Source organism: Ralstonia sp. 22111, from assembly GCF_052045895.1.
GTDB classification, from domain to species: domain Bacteria; phylum Pseudomonadota; class Gammaproteobacteria; order Burkholderiales; family Burkholderiaceae; genus Ralstonia; species Ralstonia wenshanensis.
Window position 1 is genome coordinate 21,819 of sequence record NZ_JBQEPR010000005.1, and the last position, 18,118, is coordinate 39,936.

The following is an 18,118-nucleotide window of genomic DNA, read 5'->3' on the forward strand; positions in this document are numbered from 1 at the left end:
GCGTGATTTAAACCACCTAACGGAGTATCAGAAATGCGCACGCTCTCGCTGCTCGCCGCCGTCATCGGCCTGTCCCTCACCACGTTCCGCATGGCTGACGATGCCCCGTCGGCTGCTCTTGCCGATGCCCAGGCGCCGGCCGACACCACTCCGACCACCGACACCACCGCCGACGCTGCTGCCGCTGCGCCGGTGGAATCGGGGGAGTCCGTGGCCGCTGCATCCAGTGCGGCCGATACCCCCGCAAGCGACACTGCGTCGTCTGTGACGACTGCCTCGACCGACGCCGGCACCGTGGGCACCGATGACCCGTTGCCCGCCGTTGCGATCGATGTGGAAGACCATGCCGAGGCACGCGAGCGCTTCGCCGGCCTGATGGCCAAGCTGCATGCCATCGAGGACGAGGTGATCGCGGAGGTGAAAGCCGAACTGCACACCATCGGCACGCTGCTGCACCTGCATTCGGTTGCTTCCACGCAAGCCGATGCGACCGGCGACTACACGCCGGAAAACCTGTCGTAATCCTTCCCCGGCACGCCATGCTCGAAAAGATCCGTTCCTTCATCGGCGGCGTGCCGCTCGTACCCCCGGCAGCAGCGCCCGCCAGCGCTGCGCCTCCTCAACGCATCGAACCCACCTTTCCCGCTCTCGTTGGTCCCGAGCGGCGGGGCCTGAAGATCAGCCCGACGGTGATCGATGCACTGGTCGCCCAGGACGCCGCCGCAGGCGCTGCCGTCGACTGGACGGCGAAGTTCAAGCCACCTGTTGTTGCGCCCGGCACCTTCAAGAAGGGCGAGGAAGCGCCCGAGGTGGCGATGGACTCGGTGTGCGACAACCTGGCCGCCACGCTGGGCACATGCGGCGGCTTCAACCAGCTCAACGGCGTCGACTTCATCGGTTACGCCGCGCTGTCGCTGCTCTCCCAGCATCCGCTCATCCGCGCCATGGTCGAGACCTTGGCCGACGAGATGACCCGCAAGTGGATCGAGTTCAGCGGTCAGGGCAGCGAGGAATCGGATGCCGAGCGCGTGAAGGCGCTGCAGGCGGCCACCGAGCGCTACCACCTCAAAGCCGCGTTCAACACGGCGATGAAGAAAACCGGCTACTTCGGCGGCTGCATGCTCTTCATCGACATGGGCGATGACACCAGCACGGATGCCGGCCTCGCCGAAGTCCGAACGCCTCTCACCCTCGACTCGGCGAAGATCAGCAAGGGCTCGTTCAAAGGTTTCCGTGTGATCGAGCCGATCAACTGCTACCCGGCGCCTTACAACGCCGACAACCCGCTCGCGCCGGACTACTACCGGCCCAAGGCTTGGCTCGTGCAGGGGCGTACTGTGCACGCCTCGCGCATGCTGCACTTCATCCAGAATGAGCCGCCCGTCCTGCTCAAGCCGGCCTACAACTTCTTCGGGATCCCGCTCGCCCAGATGGCGCTCGATTACGTCGACCGGTTCGACACCGTGCGCATCTCGGTCGCCAAACTCATCAAGCGCTTCAGCACGTCGATCCTGAAGACCGACATGAGCCAGATCATGAACGGCGGCGGCTACGATGACGCGGCATCGCTCAAGGCCCGGGCGTTGATGTGGAGCCTGCTGGGCTCGAACGAAGGCCTGATGGCCCTCGACAAGGAAGCCGAGGATTTCGTCCAAGTCAACACGCCGCTGTCCGGGCTGGCCGACATCGTGTCGCAGCAGCTCGAACTGCTGGCCGCGATCAGCCGCACGCCGGCCGTGAAGCTGCTGGGCATCTCGCCGAAAGGCTTCAACTCGACCGGCGAGTACGACGAGGCGAACTGGTACGACCACGTTGCCAGCCAGCAGGCGAACGTCTTCAGCGACAACCTCGCCAAGGCCATCAAGATCATCCAGCTCTCTGAAACCGGCACGATCGACGACGATCTCACGCACCGCTTTGTGCCGCTGCACGAGCAGTCGGAAACCGAGAAGGCGACCAACCGCAAGGCCAACGCCGATACCTTCGCCGTCTACTACGACCGCGGCGTGCTGAGCGCCGAAGAAGAGCGCGCCCGCCTGGCGGCCGACCCTGACAGCGGGTATGACTCGATCGATGTCGATGATCTGCCCGAGCAGCCCGGCGGTGGTCAGATCGGCGAGGGCCTGGACGACGGCGACCCAGCAGGGGACAACTGATGCCGGCGCGCGCACCGAAAGCGCGCGGCGAGATGCGCCCGGCGCGGCCCAGCGCCACCGCGCGGATCAGCTACCAACGCGCCATGGAGCGGCTCATCGATGAGATGCACCGCTCGACCCTCTACTGGTTGACCGCCGCCTACCGAAAGCGCGAGAGCGAGATTGCCACCGACGCCAGCCCGGCCCGTGCCCTGGCTGATGAGCTGCGCAAGCGCTCCACCCAGTGGCGCAAGATGTTTGCCGACAAGGCACCCGACCTCGCGCAGTACTTCATCGGGAAGGTCGACCGGCACGCAATGAACGCCGTGCGCCAGTCGGTCGTGTCTGCCACCGGCATGGCCGTCAGTGTGAAAGACACGCTGCTCACGAACACCGTGATGCAGGCGACCGTGCAGGAAAACGTCTCGCTTATCAAGTCGATCCAGTCGGAGTACGCCAGCGAGGTGGAAGGGCTCGTGATGCGCAGCGTCGCCTCTGGCCGCGACCTGAAGACGCTCACCGACGAGCTGCAGCAGCGCTACGACATCACGCGGCGGCGCGCCAAGCTGATCGCGAACGACCAGAACAACAAGGCCACCGCGCAGATGGCGCGCGCCCGCCAACTCTCGCTGGGCGTCACGAAAGCGCGCTGGATGCACACCGGCGGCGGCAAGACGCCGCGCCCGTCGCACGTGCACGCCAATGGAAAGGTTTTTGAATTGTCGAAGGGTCTTTTTATTGACGGGAAATGGACTTTTCCCGGCGAAGAGATAAATTGCGGATGTGTGGCTGCGCCAATCATTCCTGGTGTTGATGACGAAGAAGATGTATAAATCAGATGTAATTCTCGCTTTTGATAAGAAATCAGTTCGTAATTACGATGCTGACGGTCGTTTATTCATCGAGCGTTCGCACATCTCCAAGGCAGGCGTTAATCCGTACTGGGGTCGCGAGATCCCCGGTTGGGAGGAACTTGGCCTCGATCCCGATCGTGTCTACAACGTCTTCCGTCCGCCGGAAGAGTTGGAGAAGGGCGCTTCCACGTTCAACATGCTGCCCATCCTGCTGGTGCATAAGCATGTCACCGCAAAAGACCCAAAAACCGAATTAATCATCGGAACGACGGGGCAAAATGCGGAATTTAAAGGCGAATATCTGGATAACGGATTGGCTTTTTGGTCCGAAGAATACATCGACAAAATTGAAGACGATGAGCAACGAGAGCTGTCCAGTTCTTATCGTTACATTCCAGTTTTAGAAATTGGCTCATATAATGGCCAGCCATACGAGTTAAAGATGACGCAGATTCAGGGTAATCACGTCGCTTTGGTCGTAGAGGGCCGCGCCGGACCGGATGTGCTGGTCGCCGACTCACAACCCCACCTCCCTGGAAAGGTACGAACCGTGAAACTGAACCCCAAGCAACTGGCCGCGCTGAAGAAGCGCATGCCGCAGCTCAAGGTGGCGATGGACGAGGGCCTCGACACCGAAGCCGCCGAACAAGCGCTGGAAGAGGCTCTCGAAGAAGTGCAGGCGCTCGGCGAGCCGACGCAAGCACAGGACGACGGCAACACTGAAGTCGTGGGCCTGCTCAAGCAACTGCTGGCCAAGCTCGAAAACAAGGGCGCCAACGACGAAGACGACGAGGAAGCCAAGCGCAAGGCGGCCCAGGACGAGGAAGCCCGCGCCGAAGAAGCCCGCAAGGCTGACCAGGCGAAGAACGCTTCGGCCATGGACGCCAAGATCAAGGCGGCCACCGATGACGTGAAACAGTCGATCGAGGGCCGCTTCCGCGCTGCCGACAAGGTTGCGCCGATCACCGGCAAGATCGATGCGATGGCCTTCGACTCTGCCGAGGCGATCTACGCCCACGCGCTGAAGGTCGGCGGCATGGATCCCGAGAAGCACGACAAGGTGGCCTATGCCGGCATCGTCGACGTGCTGATCGCCAGCCGCGGTGCCAACCCGGTGCACACCGCCAACGACGAGAAGACGGATGCGGAGCTGCACAAGCTCTTCCCGGCCCTCGCCAAGATCAACCACGCGTAAGGACGACCGACCATGCCTTTCCCGAATGCAGTACGTCTCCAACCGGAGATCGGCACGCCGGGCGCACGCGCCTCGATGAATCCGATCTCGGTCATCTCGCGCATCGCGCAGAACGCTGTGACCGTTGCCGCCTTTGTGTGGCCGGGCACCGACACCGACAACCAGGTCACCAACAGCGGTACCGGCAAGCCGCTGGGCTTCGCTGTCACCGACCAAACCGGCGTGATCCCCAACTACCTGCAGGAATACAGCATGCAGGTGCCGCAGGGCTTCCCGGTGCAGGTGGCTCAGCAGGGCGAATGGTTCGCGAAGTCGGCAGCCAACGCCGCGACGTTGGGCCAGAAGGTCTACGCCAATTACGGTGACGGCTCGCTGTCGTTTGCCGCAACCGGCTCGGCCTCGACGAACGCAGGCATCACGGCCAATACCACCAGCGGCAGCAACGTCCTGACGGTGACGGCCAACAGCGGCGCCAATATCCAAGTGGGCCAGCCGATCAGCGGCACTGGCATCCCCGCCGGCACGTACATCTCGGCGCTAGGCACAGGCACTGGCGGCGCCGGCACCTACGTCATGAGCCAGAACGCAACAGCTTCTGGCACCGGCGTCACCGTGACCTCGACCCTGAACGTTGAAACGCCGTTCAAGGTGGAGCGCGGCGGCGCTGCCGGCGCCGTCATCAAGATCTCGACCTGGAGCAACCTGGCATGAAGCTCGACCAACTGAAAGAATACGGCGTCCACCTGCCGCGCGGTGCAGAGCTGCTGGACGGTCCGACCCGCACCAAGCTGGTCGCCGCAATGGATGCGGCAGGCCCCATGGTCACGCAACCCAACAACGGCATCCCCGCGATGCTCACCAACTACTTCGATCCACGCGTGATCGAGGTGCTGGTGGCGCCGATGAACGCCGAGCTGCTCTATGGCGCCGTGCAAAAGGGCGACTGGGCAACCAACACCACGACCTTCATGGTTGTGGAGTCGGAAGGTGAAACGGCGACCTACGGCGACTACAGCGAGAACGGTCAGTCGGGCCACAACACGAACTTCCCGCAACGTCAGTCCTACGGGTTCCAAACGAACACGCAGTGGGGCGACAAGCAGATGGACGTGGCCGCAAAGGCTCGCCTGAACTATGTGCAGCGCCAACAGGTCGCCTCTGCCCTGATCCTGCGCAAGAAGGAAAACAACATCTTCTTGTTCGGCGTGAGTGGCCTGCAGAACTACGGCCTGATGAACGATCCCTCGCTGATCGCCCCGGTGGCACCGACCACCGGCGCAGGCGGCAACACGTGGGCGCAGAAGACCTCCGACGAGATCTATGCCGACTTCGTGCTGCTGTGGGCGAACGCAATCGCCCAGGGCAACGGCCTCATCAACACGAAGTCCAAAGCGACCGTGGGCATTCCCAACGTCGTCGAGCAGAACCTGACCAAGCAGAACGCCTACGGTCAGGTGCTCAAGGATCGGCTGAAGCTGGCTTATCCGAACATGACGATCGAGACGATCCCCGAATTCGCCACGGGCAGCGGCAACCTGGTGCAGATGATCATCCAGGATGTCGAAGGCCAGCCGACCGGCGAACTCGCCTACGCCGAGCGCATGCGCGCCCACGGCGTGGTCCGCCACTCGTCCTACTACTCCGAGAAGAAGTCGGGGCATGCATGGGGCGCAGTGATCTATTACCCGAACTTCATCGCCCAGATGCTGGGGGTCTGACATGGCAGAAATCCAAGAAACGAAAGCCGCGAAGCCGGTCAAGGTGTACTGCAAGCTGCCGCATGGCATCCGCTATGTGATGCCGGGCGGCCGCGAGGTGCGCCTGATCGGCATGTATGGCGATGAGCGCTCTGACCTGCAGGTGACCGACATGCCCGGCCGCAACTCGGTGATGGGCTTCGGTGTAACCACCGTGGACGCCGACGACTGGGAGCAGATCGTCAAGGATCACGGTCAGTCTGCCGCGCACGTCAACGGCTTCATCTTCGCTGCCAAGGACGACAAGTCCGGTGAAGCGCAGGCACGCGAGGCTGAAGACGAAAAGACCGGTTTCGAGGGCTACGACCCGAACGCAAACCGTGAAGACAAGACGGTCGACGGCACCAAGTCCGGTGCTCTTGAGAAGCGCTAGGCATGACCACGGGTGTCGTCACCTTTGACCCGGCCGCCTTCAGGGCGGCTTTTCCTGCTTTTGCGGGGCAGAGCGACGACACCCTCAACGGCTATTTCGCATCAGCCTGCGTTTTCCTGAACAACTCCCCCGCATCGGTCGTGCAGGATCTGACCGTGCGCGCGCAATTGCTCAACTACATCACCGCCCACATCGCGTTCCTCATGGGGCGCGCCAGCGCTGGTGATGGTTCCCAGGCCGCTCTGGTCGGCCAGATGACCGGCGCCACCGAAGGCACGGTGAACGCCACCTTCGCGCAGGTGCAGGCGCAGAACGCGGCCTTCTGGGCACAGAGCCAGTACGGGCTCCTCTTCTGGCAGATGGCGCTGCCTTACCGCACGTTCCGGTATTTCGCCGCCCCCTATGTGTGCAGCTAAGGTCGCCGGCGGCACCAAGCTGGATGCCGCTCTCGCGCAGTACCTGAAGGGGACGAACAAGACCATGCGCGCCGGCATCCTCGAAGGTTCCGAATACCCCGACGGCACGCCGACGGCCATGGTCGCCTTCTGGGACGAGTACGGCAGCACGCGCGAGGTCAACGGCAAGACTGTCGTGACGCCCCCGCGCCCCTTCATGCGCACCACGGCCCAGGAAAAGGGCACGCGGTGGGCGAAGGTGGTAGGCGCGACGGTGGAGCGGAACGGCGGCGACTTCGAGGCAGCGATGCGCCTGGCTGGCGAAGCTGCCATGACGGACATCAAGCGCACGATCGCGACCTTTACGAATCCACCGAACAAGCCATCGACCATCAAGAAGAAGGGGCATAACCAGGTGCTGCGCGACACGAAGCACATGATGAACTCGGTGGCCTACGACATCGTTGATGGCGAGGTGTCGGAATGAACCTGCACGGCATCGTCTCTGGCGTGATCGGTGCGGTGAACCCGCATGTGCCGGCCACTCTCCAGCGCAGCAACGGCTATGCGACCGCGCCGGACGGCGGGCGTACGCCGGCCTACGTCACTTCGCCGCAGTCGGTGCAGGTGCAGGCACTGTCCGCGAAAGAGATCCAGCACCTCGACGGCTTGAACATCTCGGGCGTGCTGCGCAAGGTCTATCTCAATGGTGACTGGCGCAGCGTGTACCGCCCGGGCAATCAGGGTGGCGATCGCTTCCAGTTCGGCGCCACCGGCGTGCCGGTCAACCTCCAGGGCACGACGTGGCTCGTGGTGCAGGTGCTGGAGACGTGGCCGGATTGGTGCTCGCTGGCGATTCAACTACAGATGGGGTGAGGCCATGGCCAAGGCTACGATCGTTCGTGATAACGAAGGCAGGTTCTACGGCATCAAGATTCTTTGTCCTGCATGCCGCTGGCCTGATGGTAAGGCCATGCTCAAGGTGCTGCCTGTTACGTGGCTCCCTGCAGGCGAGACGGAAGAGTCCCCGCATGTCGCAGGAATGCCGCACTGGTCGTTCAACGGTGACTTCGAGAAGCCGGTGCTCGGCCCGAGCGTTCTGCAGTGGTGGGGCGAAGAAGGGTCCGACAGATACCGGCGGTGTCATTCGTTCATTGGCTGCAACGGCGCGCAGCCCGGTCAGATCACGTTCCTAAGCGACTGCTCGCACGCGCTCGCAGGTCAAACGGTCGATTTGCCGGATACGGTCGACGGGGACGAATAGCACATGCCCGCGACCATCACCATTAAGGAAACCGATGTTTTCACGGCGCTGCGCTCGTTCCTGATCGGCATCCTGCCGACTGGCGTCGAGGTCGTGAAGGCGCAGGAGAACGGTGTGGCCGAGCCGGTTGGCGCCGATTTCGTGACGATGAACGCGATCACGATGCCGCGGCTGTCCACCAACGTCGACACATTCAACGATCCCGGTACCGGCCTGGGCACGCGCAACTCGCTCGCCTCGATGGCGATGCACGTGCAGCTCGACGTGCACGGACCGAACTCTGCCGACAACACGGCGATCATCGCGACGCTGTTCCGCGACGAATATGGATGCAATTCTTTTAGCTCCGTAAATTCGCAAATTCAACCGCTTTATTGCGAAGAACCGAAGCAAATGCCGTTTATTAACGGTGAAAACCTGTTTGAACAGCGTTGGATTATTGACGCTGCTATTCAGTACAATCCAATCACTCAAACGCCGCAAGATTTCGCAGAAGCCGTTACGGTGCAAATCGTCAGCGTTGATGCGGCATATCCACCCGGAGCCTAAACCATGTCGATCCCGGCATCCCTTATCGCGTCTGCGATTCCGAGCGTTATCAGCGCGGGCGGCTCGGCGCTCGATCTGGTGGGGATTATCCTCACAACGAACCCGCGTGTGCCGATTGGCAGCGTGCCGACTTTCCCCACGCAATTGGCTGTCGCCAATTACTTCGGGTCTAATTCGCTTGAAGCGTCTTTGGCCTCTGTTTATTACAAAGGCTTCGATAATTCGACGAAAAAGCCGGGCTCTCTCGGCTTTATGCAATATCCGACTTCGCCGGTTGCAGCTTATCTGCGCGGCGGCTCTCTGGCGGCAATGACGCTTTCGCAGCTCCAGGCGCTGTCGGGCTCGCTCTCGGTGGTGGTGGATGGCTTCACCTGGACAGCTGCGTCGATCAACCTGGCGAGCGCGTCGAGCTTCTCGGCAGCCGCTGCGACGATCCAGTCGGCACTCGCAGGCACCACACAGACGGCCGCCGCCTTCACCGGCGCGATCAGCGGCACGACGCTCACTGTGTCCGCTGTGTCGGCCGGCGCGATTGCCATCGGCCAGCAGCTCGCCGGCACGGGCATCGCGGCCGGTACCGTCGTCACGGGCTTTGTCTCGGGCACCGGCGGCACGGGCACCTACACGGTGAACAACACGCAGACGGTGGCGAGCGGCTCGATGACCGGTTCGTTTATCGCGCCGGTCGTGACATTCGACAGCGTGTCGAGCGCATTCGTGGTCACCTCGGGCATCACCGGCGCCGCATCGACGATTGCCTACGCTACGGGCACTCTGGCCGCTGGCATCTCCCTCACGCAGGCCACCGGCGCCGTGCTGTCGCAAGGCGCAGTTGCTTCGACGCCGGCCAACGCGATGAACGCCCTGGTGCGCCTGACGACCAACTGGGCGTCGTTCATGACGGCGTTCGATCCGGACAACGGCGTCGGCAACGCGCAGAAACAGGCCTTCGCGACCTGGACCGCACAGCAGCCGAATCGCTACCTGTACGCCGCGTGGGATCCGGACCAGAGCCCGACGACTGTCGTGCCCGCCACCACGTCGCTGGGCTACATCGTCGACCAGGCGAACATGTCGGGCGTCGCGCCAATCTACAAGGACGTGAACCAAGCAGCGTTCCTGATGGGCATGATCGCCTCGATCGACTTCAGCGCGCGCGCCGGCCGCATCACGACCTCGTTCAAATCGCAGTCGGGCTTGGCCGCCACCGTGACCGACCCGACGGTGTACACGAACTTGAAGGCCAACGGCTACAACTGCTACGGCGCCTTCGCCACGGCGAACCAGCAGTTCACGTTCTTCACGCCTGGCCAGATCGCAGGGCAGTACGACTGGATCGACTCCTACGTCAACCAGATCTGGCTGAACAACCAGTTCCAGCTCGCGATCATGAACGGCCTGACGCAGGCGAACTCGGTGCCCTACAACGCCACGGGCGACGCCCTGATCGAGGCGTGGCTGATGGACCCGATCAACCAGTTCGCAAACTTCGGTGGCTTGCAGCCTGGCGTGCAGCTCTCGGCCGCACAGATTGCCGAGGTGAACAACGCCGCAGGCCTGGCGATCGACAAGACGCTCTCGACGCGCGGCTGGTACCTGCAGGTGCTCGCTTCGACGACTGCGGCGCAGATCCGCGCCGCCCGTCAATCTCCGCCGGTCAATTTCTGGTACATGGACGGCGGTAGCGTCCAAGTCGTCCAGATGGCCTCGGTCATGGTTCAGTAAGGGGAAACAACATGGCAGGCACCATCACCAGCGCAAACAGCCAGATCTTTCTGGGTGTGAACCCCATCTTCCCGAGCGCCCAGCAAATCCAGGGCTACGCGGCGGAAGACATTTTCGACACGGATGACGTTGAACTCGCGGAAGTCGCGCTGGGTCTCGACGGCAAGCAGGCAAGCGGGTGGATTCCGCACAACGTCAAGTGGCGCATCACATTGATGGCGAACTCGCCATCGATCGCGTTTTTCGACGCTTGGATCAACGCACAGGACGCACTGCAGGACGTGTACACCGCGACCGGCATCGTGCTGCTGAAGGGTCCGGGTCGGAAATACGCCATGGGCAACGGCACGCTCACGCGCGGCAAGGTCATGCCGGACGCCAAGAAGACGTTGCAGCCCCAAACCTACGAGATCACCTGGGAGTCGGTGCGTCCGGCACCGGTCTGATATGGCGCGCAAAACCACCACCTTCATCGCCACCGACGGCCGCGACAAGGGCAAGCGGTTTCTCATCACCGAGATGTCGGCCTACCACTCGGAAGAGTGGGCGGCCCGCGCGCTGTTCGCAGTCATGCACAGCGGCGTCGATGTTCCCGACGAGGTGCTGTCGGCCGGCTTCGCGGGCGTGGCGGCTATCGGCATCAAGGCACTGACCAAGGTGCCGTTCGAGCTGGTCAAGCCGCTGTTCGACGAGATGATGAGCTGCGTGCAGTTCGAGTTCGCCGCAGGCCAGCAGGGCGGCGCCCGGGCGCTGATCGAGGGCGACAACGGCGACATCGAGGAAGTGGCGACGCGACTGAAGCTGCGTAAGGCGATCCTCGAACTGCACATGGAGTCTTTTATCGCCGCCGACCCATCGAGGCAGGCTTCTGGGTCGGCGATTCAATCGGCGGCCTGATCGACTATCCGAACGTGCCGCGCAGCATTGGCGCGGTGCTGTCGAGCAGGCGTGCCAGCCTGCTGGAACTCCAGACTTTCTACGGCCAGGAAGACCTGCATGACCTGCTCGAAATAATCATCGTCGACAGCCACAACGAGCGCGTCACGATGGAACGGAGAAAGTAACCGTGGCGACTATCGTCGATGCTCTGGTTGTAACCCTCGGCCTCGATGCCGCAGCGTTCAAGCGCGGCAAGGCCGAGGCCTCGCAGGCAACCAAGAAACTCACAGCGGAAGAGATCCGCGCCGCCAAAGAGATCGAGGCGCGTAACAAGCGCGCCGCCGACTCATTCAAACGACTGCGCACCGAAGTTCTGGCGCTCGTCACCATCTTCACCGCCGGCCTCGGCATCAAGGGCCTGGCCGACTACACCGCAGACACCATCAAGGGCGCCATTGCCACGGGCCAGCTCGCCCGCGAGCTGAACATGGTGCCGGGGCAGGTGCGCGCCGTCGAACAGAGCTTCGACCGGCTCGGTGCTTCGGCCGGGGATGCCGACGACGCACTCAAGAGCATTCAGGAACAGGCAGCCAAGCTGCGATCCGGCGAGCTGGATAAGCGGCTGGAGGCCTACCTTCTGAACGCCAGTCGGGCGGGCGTCAGCGCTGATGTGAGCGACGCCAACGACCCGATCAAGAAGATGGAGCGCGACGCCGAGATCGCGCAGAAGCTCGCCAAGACGCAGGGCACCGGCTTCGCCATCCTGGCCATGCAGCAGGAGGGCTACACGCGGGCGATGGCCTACGCGCTCATGCAGGGCCCGCAAGCGCTGCGCGCGGAGATGGAGCGTCAGCAGAAGCTCAACGAGCTGTCGGAGCAGGAAACTGACCGCCTGCGCGCGCTGAACAACCGCTGGAAGGATTTCAAGGAAGGTATCGGCAACACCATGCAGCGCGTGGTGATCGCCATGGCGCCCGGGTTCGAGACGATCATGGGTCTGCTCGAACGCCTCTCGAATTGGTTCTCTAACCATTCCGACGAGATCGGCACGCAAACGGCAGAGATGGCCGAGAAATTTGCGGCCTGGGTGACCAGCATCAACTGGTCGCAGCTCATCGCCGACGTGAAGGAGTTTTTCCAGGAACTCGACAAGGCCGTGCAATCGCTGGGCGGCTGGAAGGTCGTGCTGATGGCGCTGCTCGGCCTGAAGATCATCTCGATGGTGAGCCCACTCCTGCAGCTCGCTGGCGCGCTGGGCGGCCTGGGCACTTCGCTGGGCGTGATCGGACGCCTTGGGCCTGCGGCCATCGCTGTGCTGGGCGGCCTCGGCATCGCCAAGCTGCTCGGGCTTCCCGACGCTGACAAGTCGAAGGGCCTCGAAGACATCAAGAACGGGAAGTGGTGGGCGGCTTCCGCCGACCTGCCGGCCGGCGACTTCCTCACCGCGCTGGCGGCGAAGGCTACCGGCAAGTCGAATGCAGACGTTGCCGCGTTCCTGACGCTGCCCGATGCGCTGGTCAAGAAAGCGGGCCCCACGGCAGTCGACGCGGCGCTGGCCACCCAGGCGAAATACGGCGTGCCCGCCGCGGTGACGCTCGGCCAGTACGGTCTGGAGAGCAGCTTCGGCAAGCGCATGCCGGCTGGCAGTAACAACCCGTTCGGCATCAAGGCGACCGCCGGCCAGCCCTACGTCGAGGCGGAAACCACCGAAGTCATAAACGGCGTCAGCCAGCGCGTGAAACAGCGCTTCGCCAAATATGACTCACTCGCCGACGCCTTCGACGCGCACGGACGCCTGCTGGCCAACGGGAAGGCATACGAGGAAGCGCGCAAGCACACCGACGACCCCATGGCGTACGCCGCTGCGCTGACCGGCAAATACGCCACTGACCCGCAGTACGGCGCCAAGCTGCAGGCCATCATGGGCTCATCAGCGCTGCGCCAGGCGAATGCCGCCCAGATCGCACAGCAGAGCGCGCTCGCCGGCACGGCCGCGCTGCCAGCCGCCGGCGCGCCCAGCAGCACGTCGACCAGCGAAACCAACATCAACGGGCCGATCAACGTCTACACGCAGGCCACGGACGCCAACGGCATCGCGCGCGACTTCGCGCCGGCCGTGCAGCGCCAGTCGATGGTCGCCCAGGCCAACACGGGGATGAGCTGATATGCCGATGCCTGACATTGAAGTCCCTGAGTACCCCGACGTGCCGGATATGCCGGGCGTGCCGCCGGTGCTGCGCAACCCGCTTGCCGATCCTGGCCGCTTGATTCCGCAGCTCCTGAGCGGTGACGTGCTCGGGATCCTTGACGACGTGCTGCGCCCGGTCTGGGGCATCTTCGACGAGACGGGCGCGCCGATGGCGGTCGCCGATACCGTCAAGACGCTGGAGTATCGCGGCGACTCGCGCGTCTCCGACTATCCGCAGGAAGAGGGGGCGTTCGAGTCGTACAACAAGGTGCAGTTGCCCTACGAGGCGCGCGTGCAGCTCGTATGCGGCCGATCTGTTGCTGATCGCTCGGCGTTCCTGAGCGCGATCGAGGCGGCCAAGCAGTCGACCATGCTTTTCAACGTGGTCACGCCAGAGGGCGTCTATGCGAACGCCAACGTGGTTGCCTACGACACGCGACGCGAGACGCGCGACGGCGTGACGCTGCTCAAGGTCAACACGCATCTGGAAGAGATTCGGGTGACGGCCACGGCGGAGTTCGCCAACACGCAGAACCCGGCATCCGCCGACCCTTCATCACAGGGTCAGGTGCAGCCACAGACACCGACCGCCGAGCAGACAGCGCTCATCGGATCGAAGGGGGCGTGATGCTGATTGTTCCCATCCCTGCCAAGCCGGCACCAAAGCTGTCTGCGCTGCTCGCCGGCCAAAACTGCCAGATCAACGTCTACCAGAAGACGACCGGGCTGTATCTCGACCTGGCGATCAACAACGTGCCCATCAAGAGCGGCATCGTCTGCCGCGATCGCGTTCGGTTGATCCGCCATTCCTATCTCGGCTTCGTGGGCGATCTGATGTTCGCTGACACGCAGGGCACCAGCGACCCGACATATGACGGCCTCGGCACGCGGTTCCTGCTGGTCTACCTGGAGGCGTCCGACCTATGAGCTTCACCCGCAAGCGCATCGACGTGACGCTTTTGCTCGGTACCGGCACTTTCGGCGAGAGCGATGCGGATACCGTCACCCTCACAGGCCTGCGTGTGCACGCGATCATCCAGGCGACCTACGGCGAGGCGATGCCAGCGGCGCACGTGCGTATCTTCGGGCTGACGCTGGATATGCTGAATCAACTCACGTCGGTCGGCCTCATCAATTCCGGCGTGCGCTTCAAGAACACCATGCTGCTGGCAGCCGGCGACGACGAAACAGGGCTCAGCACGATCTACAACGGCACCATCAACGAATCATGGGCGAATCTGGATGGCATGCCCGAGTCGTGCCTGGAGATCATCGGCGTGGCCGGCCTGGCGGCATCTCTGAAGCCCGTGGGCGCGCTGAGTGTCCAGGGGCAGGCGGACGTGGCGACGATCATGCAGTCGCTCGCCACACAGATGGGCTTTGCGTTCGAAAACAACGGCGTGCAGGTGCAGCTCTCGAACCCGTATTTCCCGGGCACCGCGCTGGAACAAGCGAAAGCATGCGCTCGGGCGGCCGACATCTCAATGACAATCGACCGCGGCACCCTGGCGATCTGGCCGAAGTTCGGTTTCCGCGCTGATCCGGACGGGCCGCCGCTGATCTCGCCCGCCACGGGCATGCGCGGCTATCCGCGCTACTCGAGCAACGGGATCGAGGTGTCGACCCTGTTCAATCCGAAAATCAAGCCGGGCGGCCAGATTCAGGTCGAGAGCCAGCTCCAGATGGCATGCGGGAAGTGGCTCGTGTCTGCCGCGACGCATGTGCTCGAAAGCGAGACGCCGAACGGCCAATGGTTCACCGGCATCCTGGGGAGTCTGAAAATTGGCTGACACTCAGGACAACGCCTATCTCGGCGCCGCCACCCAGGCCACGGGGGCCGACGACACCAATGTGCAGTCGTTCCTGATCTGGCAGATCCTGCGCAAGATCAGCGGCGCCAAGCTGGTGCAGATCGTCGCCGTGACCAACAGCGGCGGCGTGAGCCCCGTTGGTTTCGTTGATGTGCAGCCGTTGGTCAACCAGCTTGACGGCTGGAACAACGCGACGCCGCATGGCACCGTCTATCACCTGCCGTATTTCCGTCTCCAGGGCGGCGCCAACGCGGTCATCATCGATCCGCAGGTCGGTGACATCGGCGTGGCGGTTGTCGAGGATCGCGACATCTCGTCGGTGAAGGCGAACAAGGCGCAGGCCAACCCCGGCTCGAAACGCATTTTTGACATTGCTGACGGCCTCTACCTGGGCGGCTTCCTGAACGGCACACCGCAGCAATACGTGCAGTTCTCGGCGGCGGGCATCGCTGTCGTTTCGCCGACGAAGGTGACGTTGCAGGCGCCGCTCGTAGAAGTGGATGCTTCCTCGACGTTCACCGTCAACTCGCCGCAGTCGACATTCAGCGCCGCTGTGACGATCGACGGGCTGCTCACCTTCCTGGGCGGCATGGTCGGTAGCGCAGTGTCCGGCGCGGCAGCAACCATCACTGGCGTCTTCAACTTCGTCGGCCAGGTCTTCGCGAATGGCAAACGAATTGATGACACCCACACGCACAACGGCGTTCAGCCGGGCAGCGGCAACAGCGGGAATGTGAACTGATGGCCTCGACCCTTCTTCTCGATCGCACCCTTTGGGATTTGTGCCTCGACGCCAACGGCAACATCGCCATGGCAGACGAGCCGTATGCCATCGCCCAGGACGTGGCGAGCGCCGTGCGCACGTTCCTCGGTGAGTGCTGGTTCAACGTCAAGGATGGCGTGCCGTACTGGTCGGAGATCCTCGGCCAGCGGCCGCCCCTGCAGCTTGTCAAATCCCGCATGGTCGCCGCGGCGATGACCGTCAAAGGCGTTGTCGCCGCGCAGTGCTTCATCACCGGTTTCGAGGGGCGCGTGCTCTCGGGCCAGGTTCAGGTGACGACCGATACGGGCGTCACGCTGCCGATCTCCTTCTGAGGTTCCACATGGCCAATCCTTCTTCCAGCGTTCCGCCGATCAACTGGGCACCTACGGGGCCCGTCGTTCCCACCGAGTCGGCCATCCTGGCCGGCGCCCTGGCGGACGCCAACGCCGCGTTTGGCGGCAACCTGAACACGACCAACGCTGACGGCTCGCCGAACACCAAGACGCCGCAGGGGCAGATGGCATCGAGCCTGACGGCCATCATCGGTGCGAAGAACGACGACATGCTGCAGGTGGTGAACGGTGTAGACCCCGACACAGCCGACGGCCGCTTTCAGGACGGCATTGGGCGCATCTACTTCATCGAGCGCAATCCTGCGCAGCCGACAGCATTGGAGATCGCTTGCGGGGGCTTGGTTGGCACGCCGATCCCGCTCGGCGCCCGAATCGCAGATCAAAGCCAGAACACCTACATCTGCACGCAGGCCGGCGTGATACCTGCCAGCGGTTCGATCACCCTGGCGTTCGCATGCACTGCGACGGGCCCGACGCCTGTTCCGGCAGCGAATCAGATCTCCATCAATCAAGCCATTCCCGGCTGGGACACCGTGAGCGTCGTATCGGGTGTGGCTGGCAATGTGGAAGAGAGCCGCGCTGATTTCGAGTTCCGGCGCCGGCAGTCCGTGGCGCAGAACGCCTCGGGCTCGGTACCGGCCGTGCGCGGGCGCGTACTGAACGTGTCTGGCGTGCTCGACGCCTATGTGACCGACAACCCCAATTCGACGCCGCTGACGATCGGCAGCGTGACGCTGGCGCCGAACTCTCTCTATGTGGGGGTCTACGGTGGTGCCGCGCAGGATGTCGCGAATGCGATCTGGGCAAAGAAAGCCCCGGGCTGCAATTACAACGGTAATACGACCGTTACGGTCTACGATACCGATGGTTATTCTCAGCCTTATCCGCAATATTCCGTCAAATATCAAACACTGACACCGACGCCGATTCTATTCTCCGTTCAAGTGGTGAATAACCCGAATTTGCCATCGAACTATGTGCAATTGATTCAAAACGCGATTATTGCTGCATTTACTGGTGCGGACGGCGGATCGCGCGCCAGGTCCGGAACGACAGTCTTTGCGGGCCGGTACTATCCGGGTGTCATGGCTGTCGATCCATCGGTCGAGCTGTTGTCGATTCAACTCGGTATTAGCGCGGCCAATCTCAATTCAGTTGCGATCGGCATCGATCAAACGCCTACAATATCGGCAGCCAATATTTACGTGACAGCGATTTAATGTTCAACGTCGAACAAACGATCCTTAGTCAATACGCGAATAGCCCGACGCTCGTCCAGTTGATTCAAAACATGGACGACTACATCGATCCAAGCGCTGATATTGATGCCTTTTACAGCCTGATCTGGAATGTGGACACGGCTGTGGGGATCGGTCTCGACATCTGGGGAAAGATCGTAGGCCTGGAGAACGGCCGGAAGCTGACCATTCCGGTCGCCGAGATCCACTTCGGTTTTTCGGAGGCCGGAACCGCAAGCGCGGCCCCCTTCGGCCAGGGCACGTTCTATCCGGGCGCCGAAACTACGCAAACCTATCTGCTCGGCGATGACGCATTCCGCACGCTGATCCTGGTCAAGGCTCTCGCCAACATCTGCGACGGCTCGATCCAGAGCATGAACCAACTGTTGCAGAACCTCTTTGCGGGACGTGGCCGGTGCTACGTGAACGATTTGGGCGGCATGCGCATGCGCTACACGTTCGAGTTTTACCTGCAGCCATGGGAGGAGGCGATTGTTACGCAGTCGGGTGCGCTGCCGCGTCCCACTGGCGTGCTGGCCTCGATTCTTCAAGTTCAACTGCCCGACGTGTTCGGGTTCGCCGAGGCGGGTGCAAGCGCCGCGCCCTTTGATCAAGGCGTTTTCTACGCAGAAGCCTAAC

24 protein-coding genes are annotated in these 18,118 nt (G+C 62.8%); all 24 read left to right on the forward strand.

Going from position 1 to position 18,118, the window contains the following annotated elements:
• Nucleotides 1-33 precede the first annotated feature (33 nt).
• From ACTJK4_RS14120 to ACTJK4_RS14235, 24 genes are read left to right on the forward strand one after another with little or no spacing between them, the layout of a single operon-like run.
• Entirely contained in the window at nucleotides 34-522 is a 489-nt protein-coding gene (locus tag ACTJK4_RS14120) for a hypothetical protein (protein ID WP_440818199.1), read from the forward strand.
• Nucleotides 523-539: 17 nt separating this feature from the next.
• A complete protein-coding gene (locus ACTJK4_RS14125; protein WP_440818200.1) occupies nucleotides 540-2,156 on the forward strand; it encodes a DUF1073 domain-containing protein in 1,617 nt (538 codons plus the stop codon).
• Nucleotides 2,156-2,968 (forward strand): phage head morphogenesis protein, encoded by an 813-nt coding sequence (locus tag ACTJK4_RS14130; protein WP_440818201.1) that lies wholly within the window; start codon nucleotides 2,156-2,158, stop codon nucleotides 2,966-2,968. Before ACTJK4_RS14125 ends, ACTJK4_RS14130 begins: the two co-directional genes overlap by 1 nt.
• Nucleotides 2,949-4,184, forward strand: coding sequence for a DUF2213 domain-containing protein (locus ACTJK4_RS14135; RefSeq protein ID WP_440818202.1), 1,236 nt, complete (start codon nucleotides 2,949-2,951; stop codon nucleotides 4,182-4,184). The genes ACTJK4_RS14130 and ACTJK4_RS14135 overlap by 20 nt, the downstream gene beginning before the upstream one ends.
• A 12-nt stretch (nucleotides 4,185-4,196) precedes the next feature.
• Complete coding sequence (locus tag ACTJK4_RS14140) at nucleotides 4,197-4,895, forward strand: structural cement protein Gp24 (protein ID WP_431068195.1); 699 nt, start codon at nucleotides 4,197-4,199, stop codon at nucleotides 4,893-4,895.
• Entirely contained in the window at nucleotides 4,892-5,902 is a 1,011-nt protein-coding gene (locus ACTJK4_RS14145) for a major capsid family protein (RefSeq protein WP_440818203.1), read from the forward strand. The genes ACTJK4_RS14140 and ACTJK4_RS14145 overlap by 4 nt, the downstream gene beginning before the upstream one ends.
• Before the next feature lies 1 nt (nucleotide 5,903).
• Nucleotides 5,904-6,314 carry a hypothetical protein gene (locus ACTJK4_RS14150; RefSeq protein WP_440818204.1) on the forward strand — a complete coding sequence of 137 codons (411 nt, stop codon included), beginning with the start codon at nucleotides 5,904-5,906 and terminating at the stop codon, nucleotides 6,312-6,314.
• A gap of 2 nt (nucleotides 6,315-6,316) precedes the next feature.
• Nucleotides 6,317-6,730 (forward strand): DUF4054 domain-containing protein, encoded by a 414-nt coding sequence (locus ACTJK4_RS14155; protein WP_440818205.1) that lies wholly within the window; start codon nucleotides 6,317-6,319, stop codon nucleotides 6,728-6,730.
• Complete coding sequence (locus tag ACTJK4_RS14160; protein ID WP_440818206.1) at nucleotides 6,717-7,196, forward strand: hypothetical protein; 480 nt, start codon at nucleotides 6,717-6,719, stop codon at nucleotides 7,194-7,196. The genes ACTJK4_RS14155 and ACTJK4_RS14160 overlap by 14 nt, the downstream gene beginning before the upstream one ends.
• A complete protein-coding gene (locus tag ACTJK4_RS14165; RefSeq protein ID WP_440818207.1) occupies nucleotides 7,193-7,585 on the forward strand; it encodes a hypothetical protein in 393 nt (130 codons plus the stop codon). Before ACTJK4_RS14160 ends, ACTJK4_RS14165 begins: the two co-directional genes overlap by 4 nt.
• Before the next feature lie 4 nt (nucleotides 7,586-7,589).
• Nucleotides 7,590-7,973 (forward strand): hypothetical protein, encoded by a 384-nt coding sequence (locus ACTJK4_RS14170; protein ID WP_440818208.1) that lies wholly within the window; start codon nucleotides 7,590-7,592, stop codon nucleotides 7,971-7,973.
• 3 nt (nucleotides 7,974-7,976) lie between these two features.
• On the forward strand, nucleotides 7,977-8,522 hold the full coding sequence (locus ACTJK4_RS14175; protein ID WP_440818209.1) for a phage neck terminator protein: 546 nt from the start codon (nucleotides 7,977-7,979) through the stop codon (nucleotides 8,520-8,522).
• Nucleotides 8,523-8,525: 3 nt separating this feature from the next.
• Nucleotides 8,526-10,247 carry a DUF3383 domain-containing protein gene (locus tag ACTJK4_RS14180; RefSeq protein ID WP_440818210.1) on the forward strand — a complete coding sequence of 574 codons (1,722 nt, stop codon included), beginning with the start codon at nucleotides 8,526-8,528 and terminating at the stop codon, nucleotides 10,245-10,247.
• Between the two features lie 11 nt (nucleotides 10,248-10,258).
• On the forward strand, nucleotides 10,259-10,693 hold the full coding sequence (locus tag ACTJK4_RS14185) for a phage tail fiber protein (RefSeq protein WP_440818211.1): 435 nt from the start codon (nucleotides 10,259-10,261) through the stop codon (nucleotides 10,691-10,693).
• Between the two features lies 1 nt (nucleotide 10,694).
• A complete protein-coding gene (locus ACTJK4_RS14190) occupies nucleotides 10,695-11,144 on the forward strand; it encodes a hypothetical protein (RefSeq protein ID WP_440818212.1) in 450 nt (149 codons plus the stop codon).
• 14 nt (nucleotides 11,145-11,158) lie between these two features.
• Nucleotides 11,159-11,311, forward strand: coding sequence for a transcription elongation factor GreA (locus tag ACTJK4_RS14195; RefSeq protein WP_440818213.1), 153 nt, complete (start codon nucleotides 11,159-11,161; stop codon nucleotides 11,309-11,311).
• A 2-nt stretch (nucleotides 11,312-11,313) separates the two neighbouring features.
• Nucleotides 11,314-13,290: a glycoside hydrolase family 73 protein gene (locus ACTJK4_RS14200; protein WP_440818214.1), complete on the forward strand. Its 1,977-nt coding sequence runs from the start codon at nucleotides 11,314-11,316 to the stop codon at nucleotides 13,288-13,290.
• A gap of 1 nt (nucleotide 13,291) precedes the next feature.
• Complete coding sequence (locus tag ACTJK4_RS14205) at nucleotides 13,292-13,942, forward strand: phage baseplate protein (protein ID WP_440818215.1); 651 nt, start codon at nucleotides 13,292-13,294, stop codon at nucleotides 13,940-13,942.
• The gene (locus ACTJK4_RS14210) at nucleotides 13,942-14,241 is read left to right on the forward strand and encodes a phage baseplate plug family protein (RefSeq protein WP_440818216.1); all 300 of its coding nucleotides are present in this window, start codon (nucleotides 13,942-13,944) and stop codon (nucleotides 14,239-14,241) included. The genes ACTJK4_RS14205 and ACTJK4_RS14210 overlap by 1 nt, the downstream gene beginning before the upstream one ends.
• Nucleotides 14,238-15,104: a baseplate hub protein gene (locus tag ACTJK4_RS14215; protein WP_440818217.1), complete on the forward strand. Its 867-nt coding sequence runs from the start codon at nucleotides 14,238-14,240 to the stop codon at nucleotides 15,102-15,104. Before ACTJK4_RS14210 ends, ACTJK4_RS14215 begins: the two co-directional genes overlap by 4 nt.
• On the forward strand, nucleotides 15,097-15,867 hold the full coding sequence (locus ACTJK4_RS14220) for an oxidoreductase (RefSeq protein WP_440818218.1): 771 nt from the start codon (nucleotides 15,097-15,099) through the stop codon (nucleotides 15,865-15,867). Before ACTJK4_RS14215 ends, ACTJK4_RS14220 begins: the two co-directional genes overlap by 8 nt.
• Entirely contained in the window at nucleotides 15,867-16,220 is a 354-nt protein-coding gene (locus tag ACTJK4_RS14225) for a hypothetical protein (protein ID WP_410843784.1), read from the forward strand. The genes ACTJK4_RS14220 and ACTJK4_RS14225 overlap by 1 nt, the downstream gene beginning before the upstream one ends.
• Before the next feature lie 8 nt (nucleotides 16,221-16,228).
• The gene (locus tag ACTJK4_RS14230; protein ID WP_440818219.1) at nucleotides 16,229-17,461 is read left to right on the forward strand and encodes a baseplate J/gp47 family protein; all 1,233 of its coding nucleotides are present in this window, start codon (nucleotides 16,229-16,231) and stop codon (nucleotides 17,459-17,461) included.
• The gene (locus ACTJK4_RS14235; RefSeq protein WP_440818220.1) at nucleotides 17,461-18,117 is read left to right on the forward strand and encodes a DUF2612 domain-containing protein; all 657 of its coding nucleotides are present in this window, start codon (nucleotides 17,461-17,463) and stop codon (nucleotides 18,115-18,117) included. Before ACTJK4_RS14230 ends, ACTJK4_RS14235 begins: the two co-directional genes overlap by 1 nt.
• The last annotated feature ends 1 nt before the right edge of the window (nucleotide 18,118 follow it).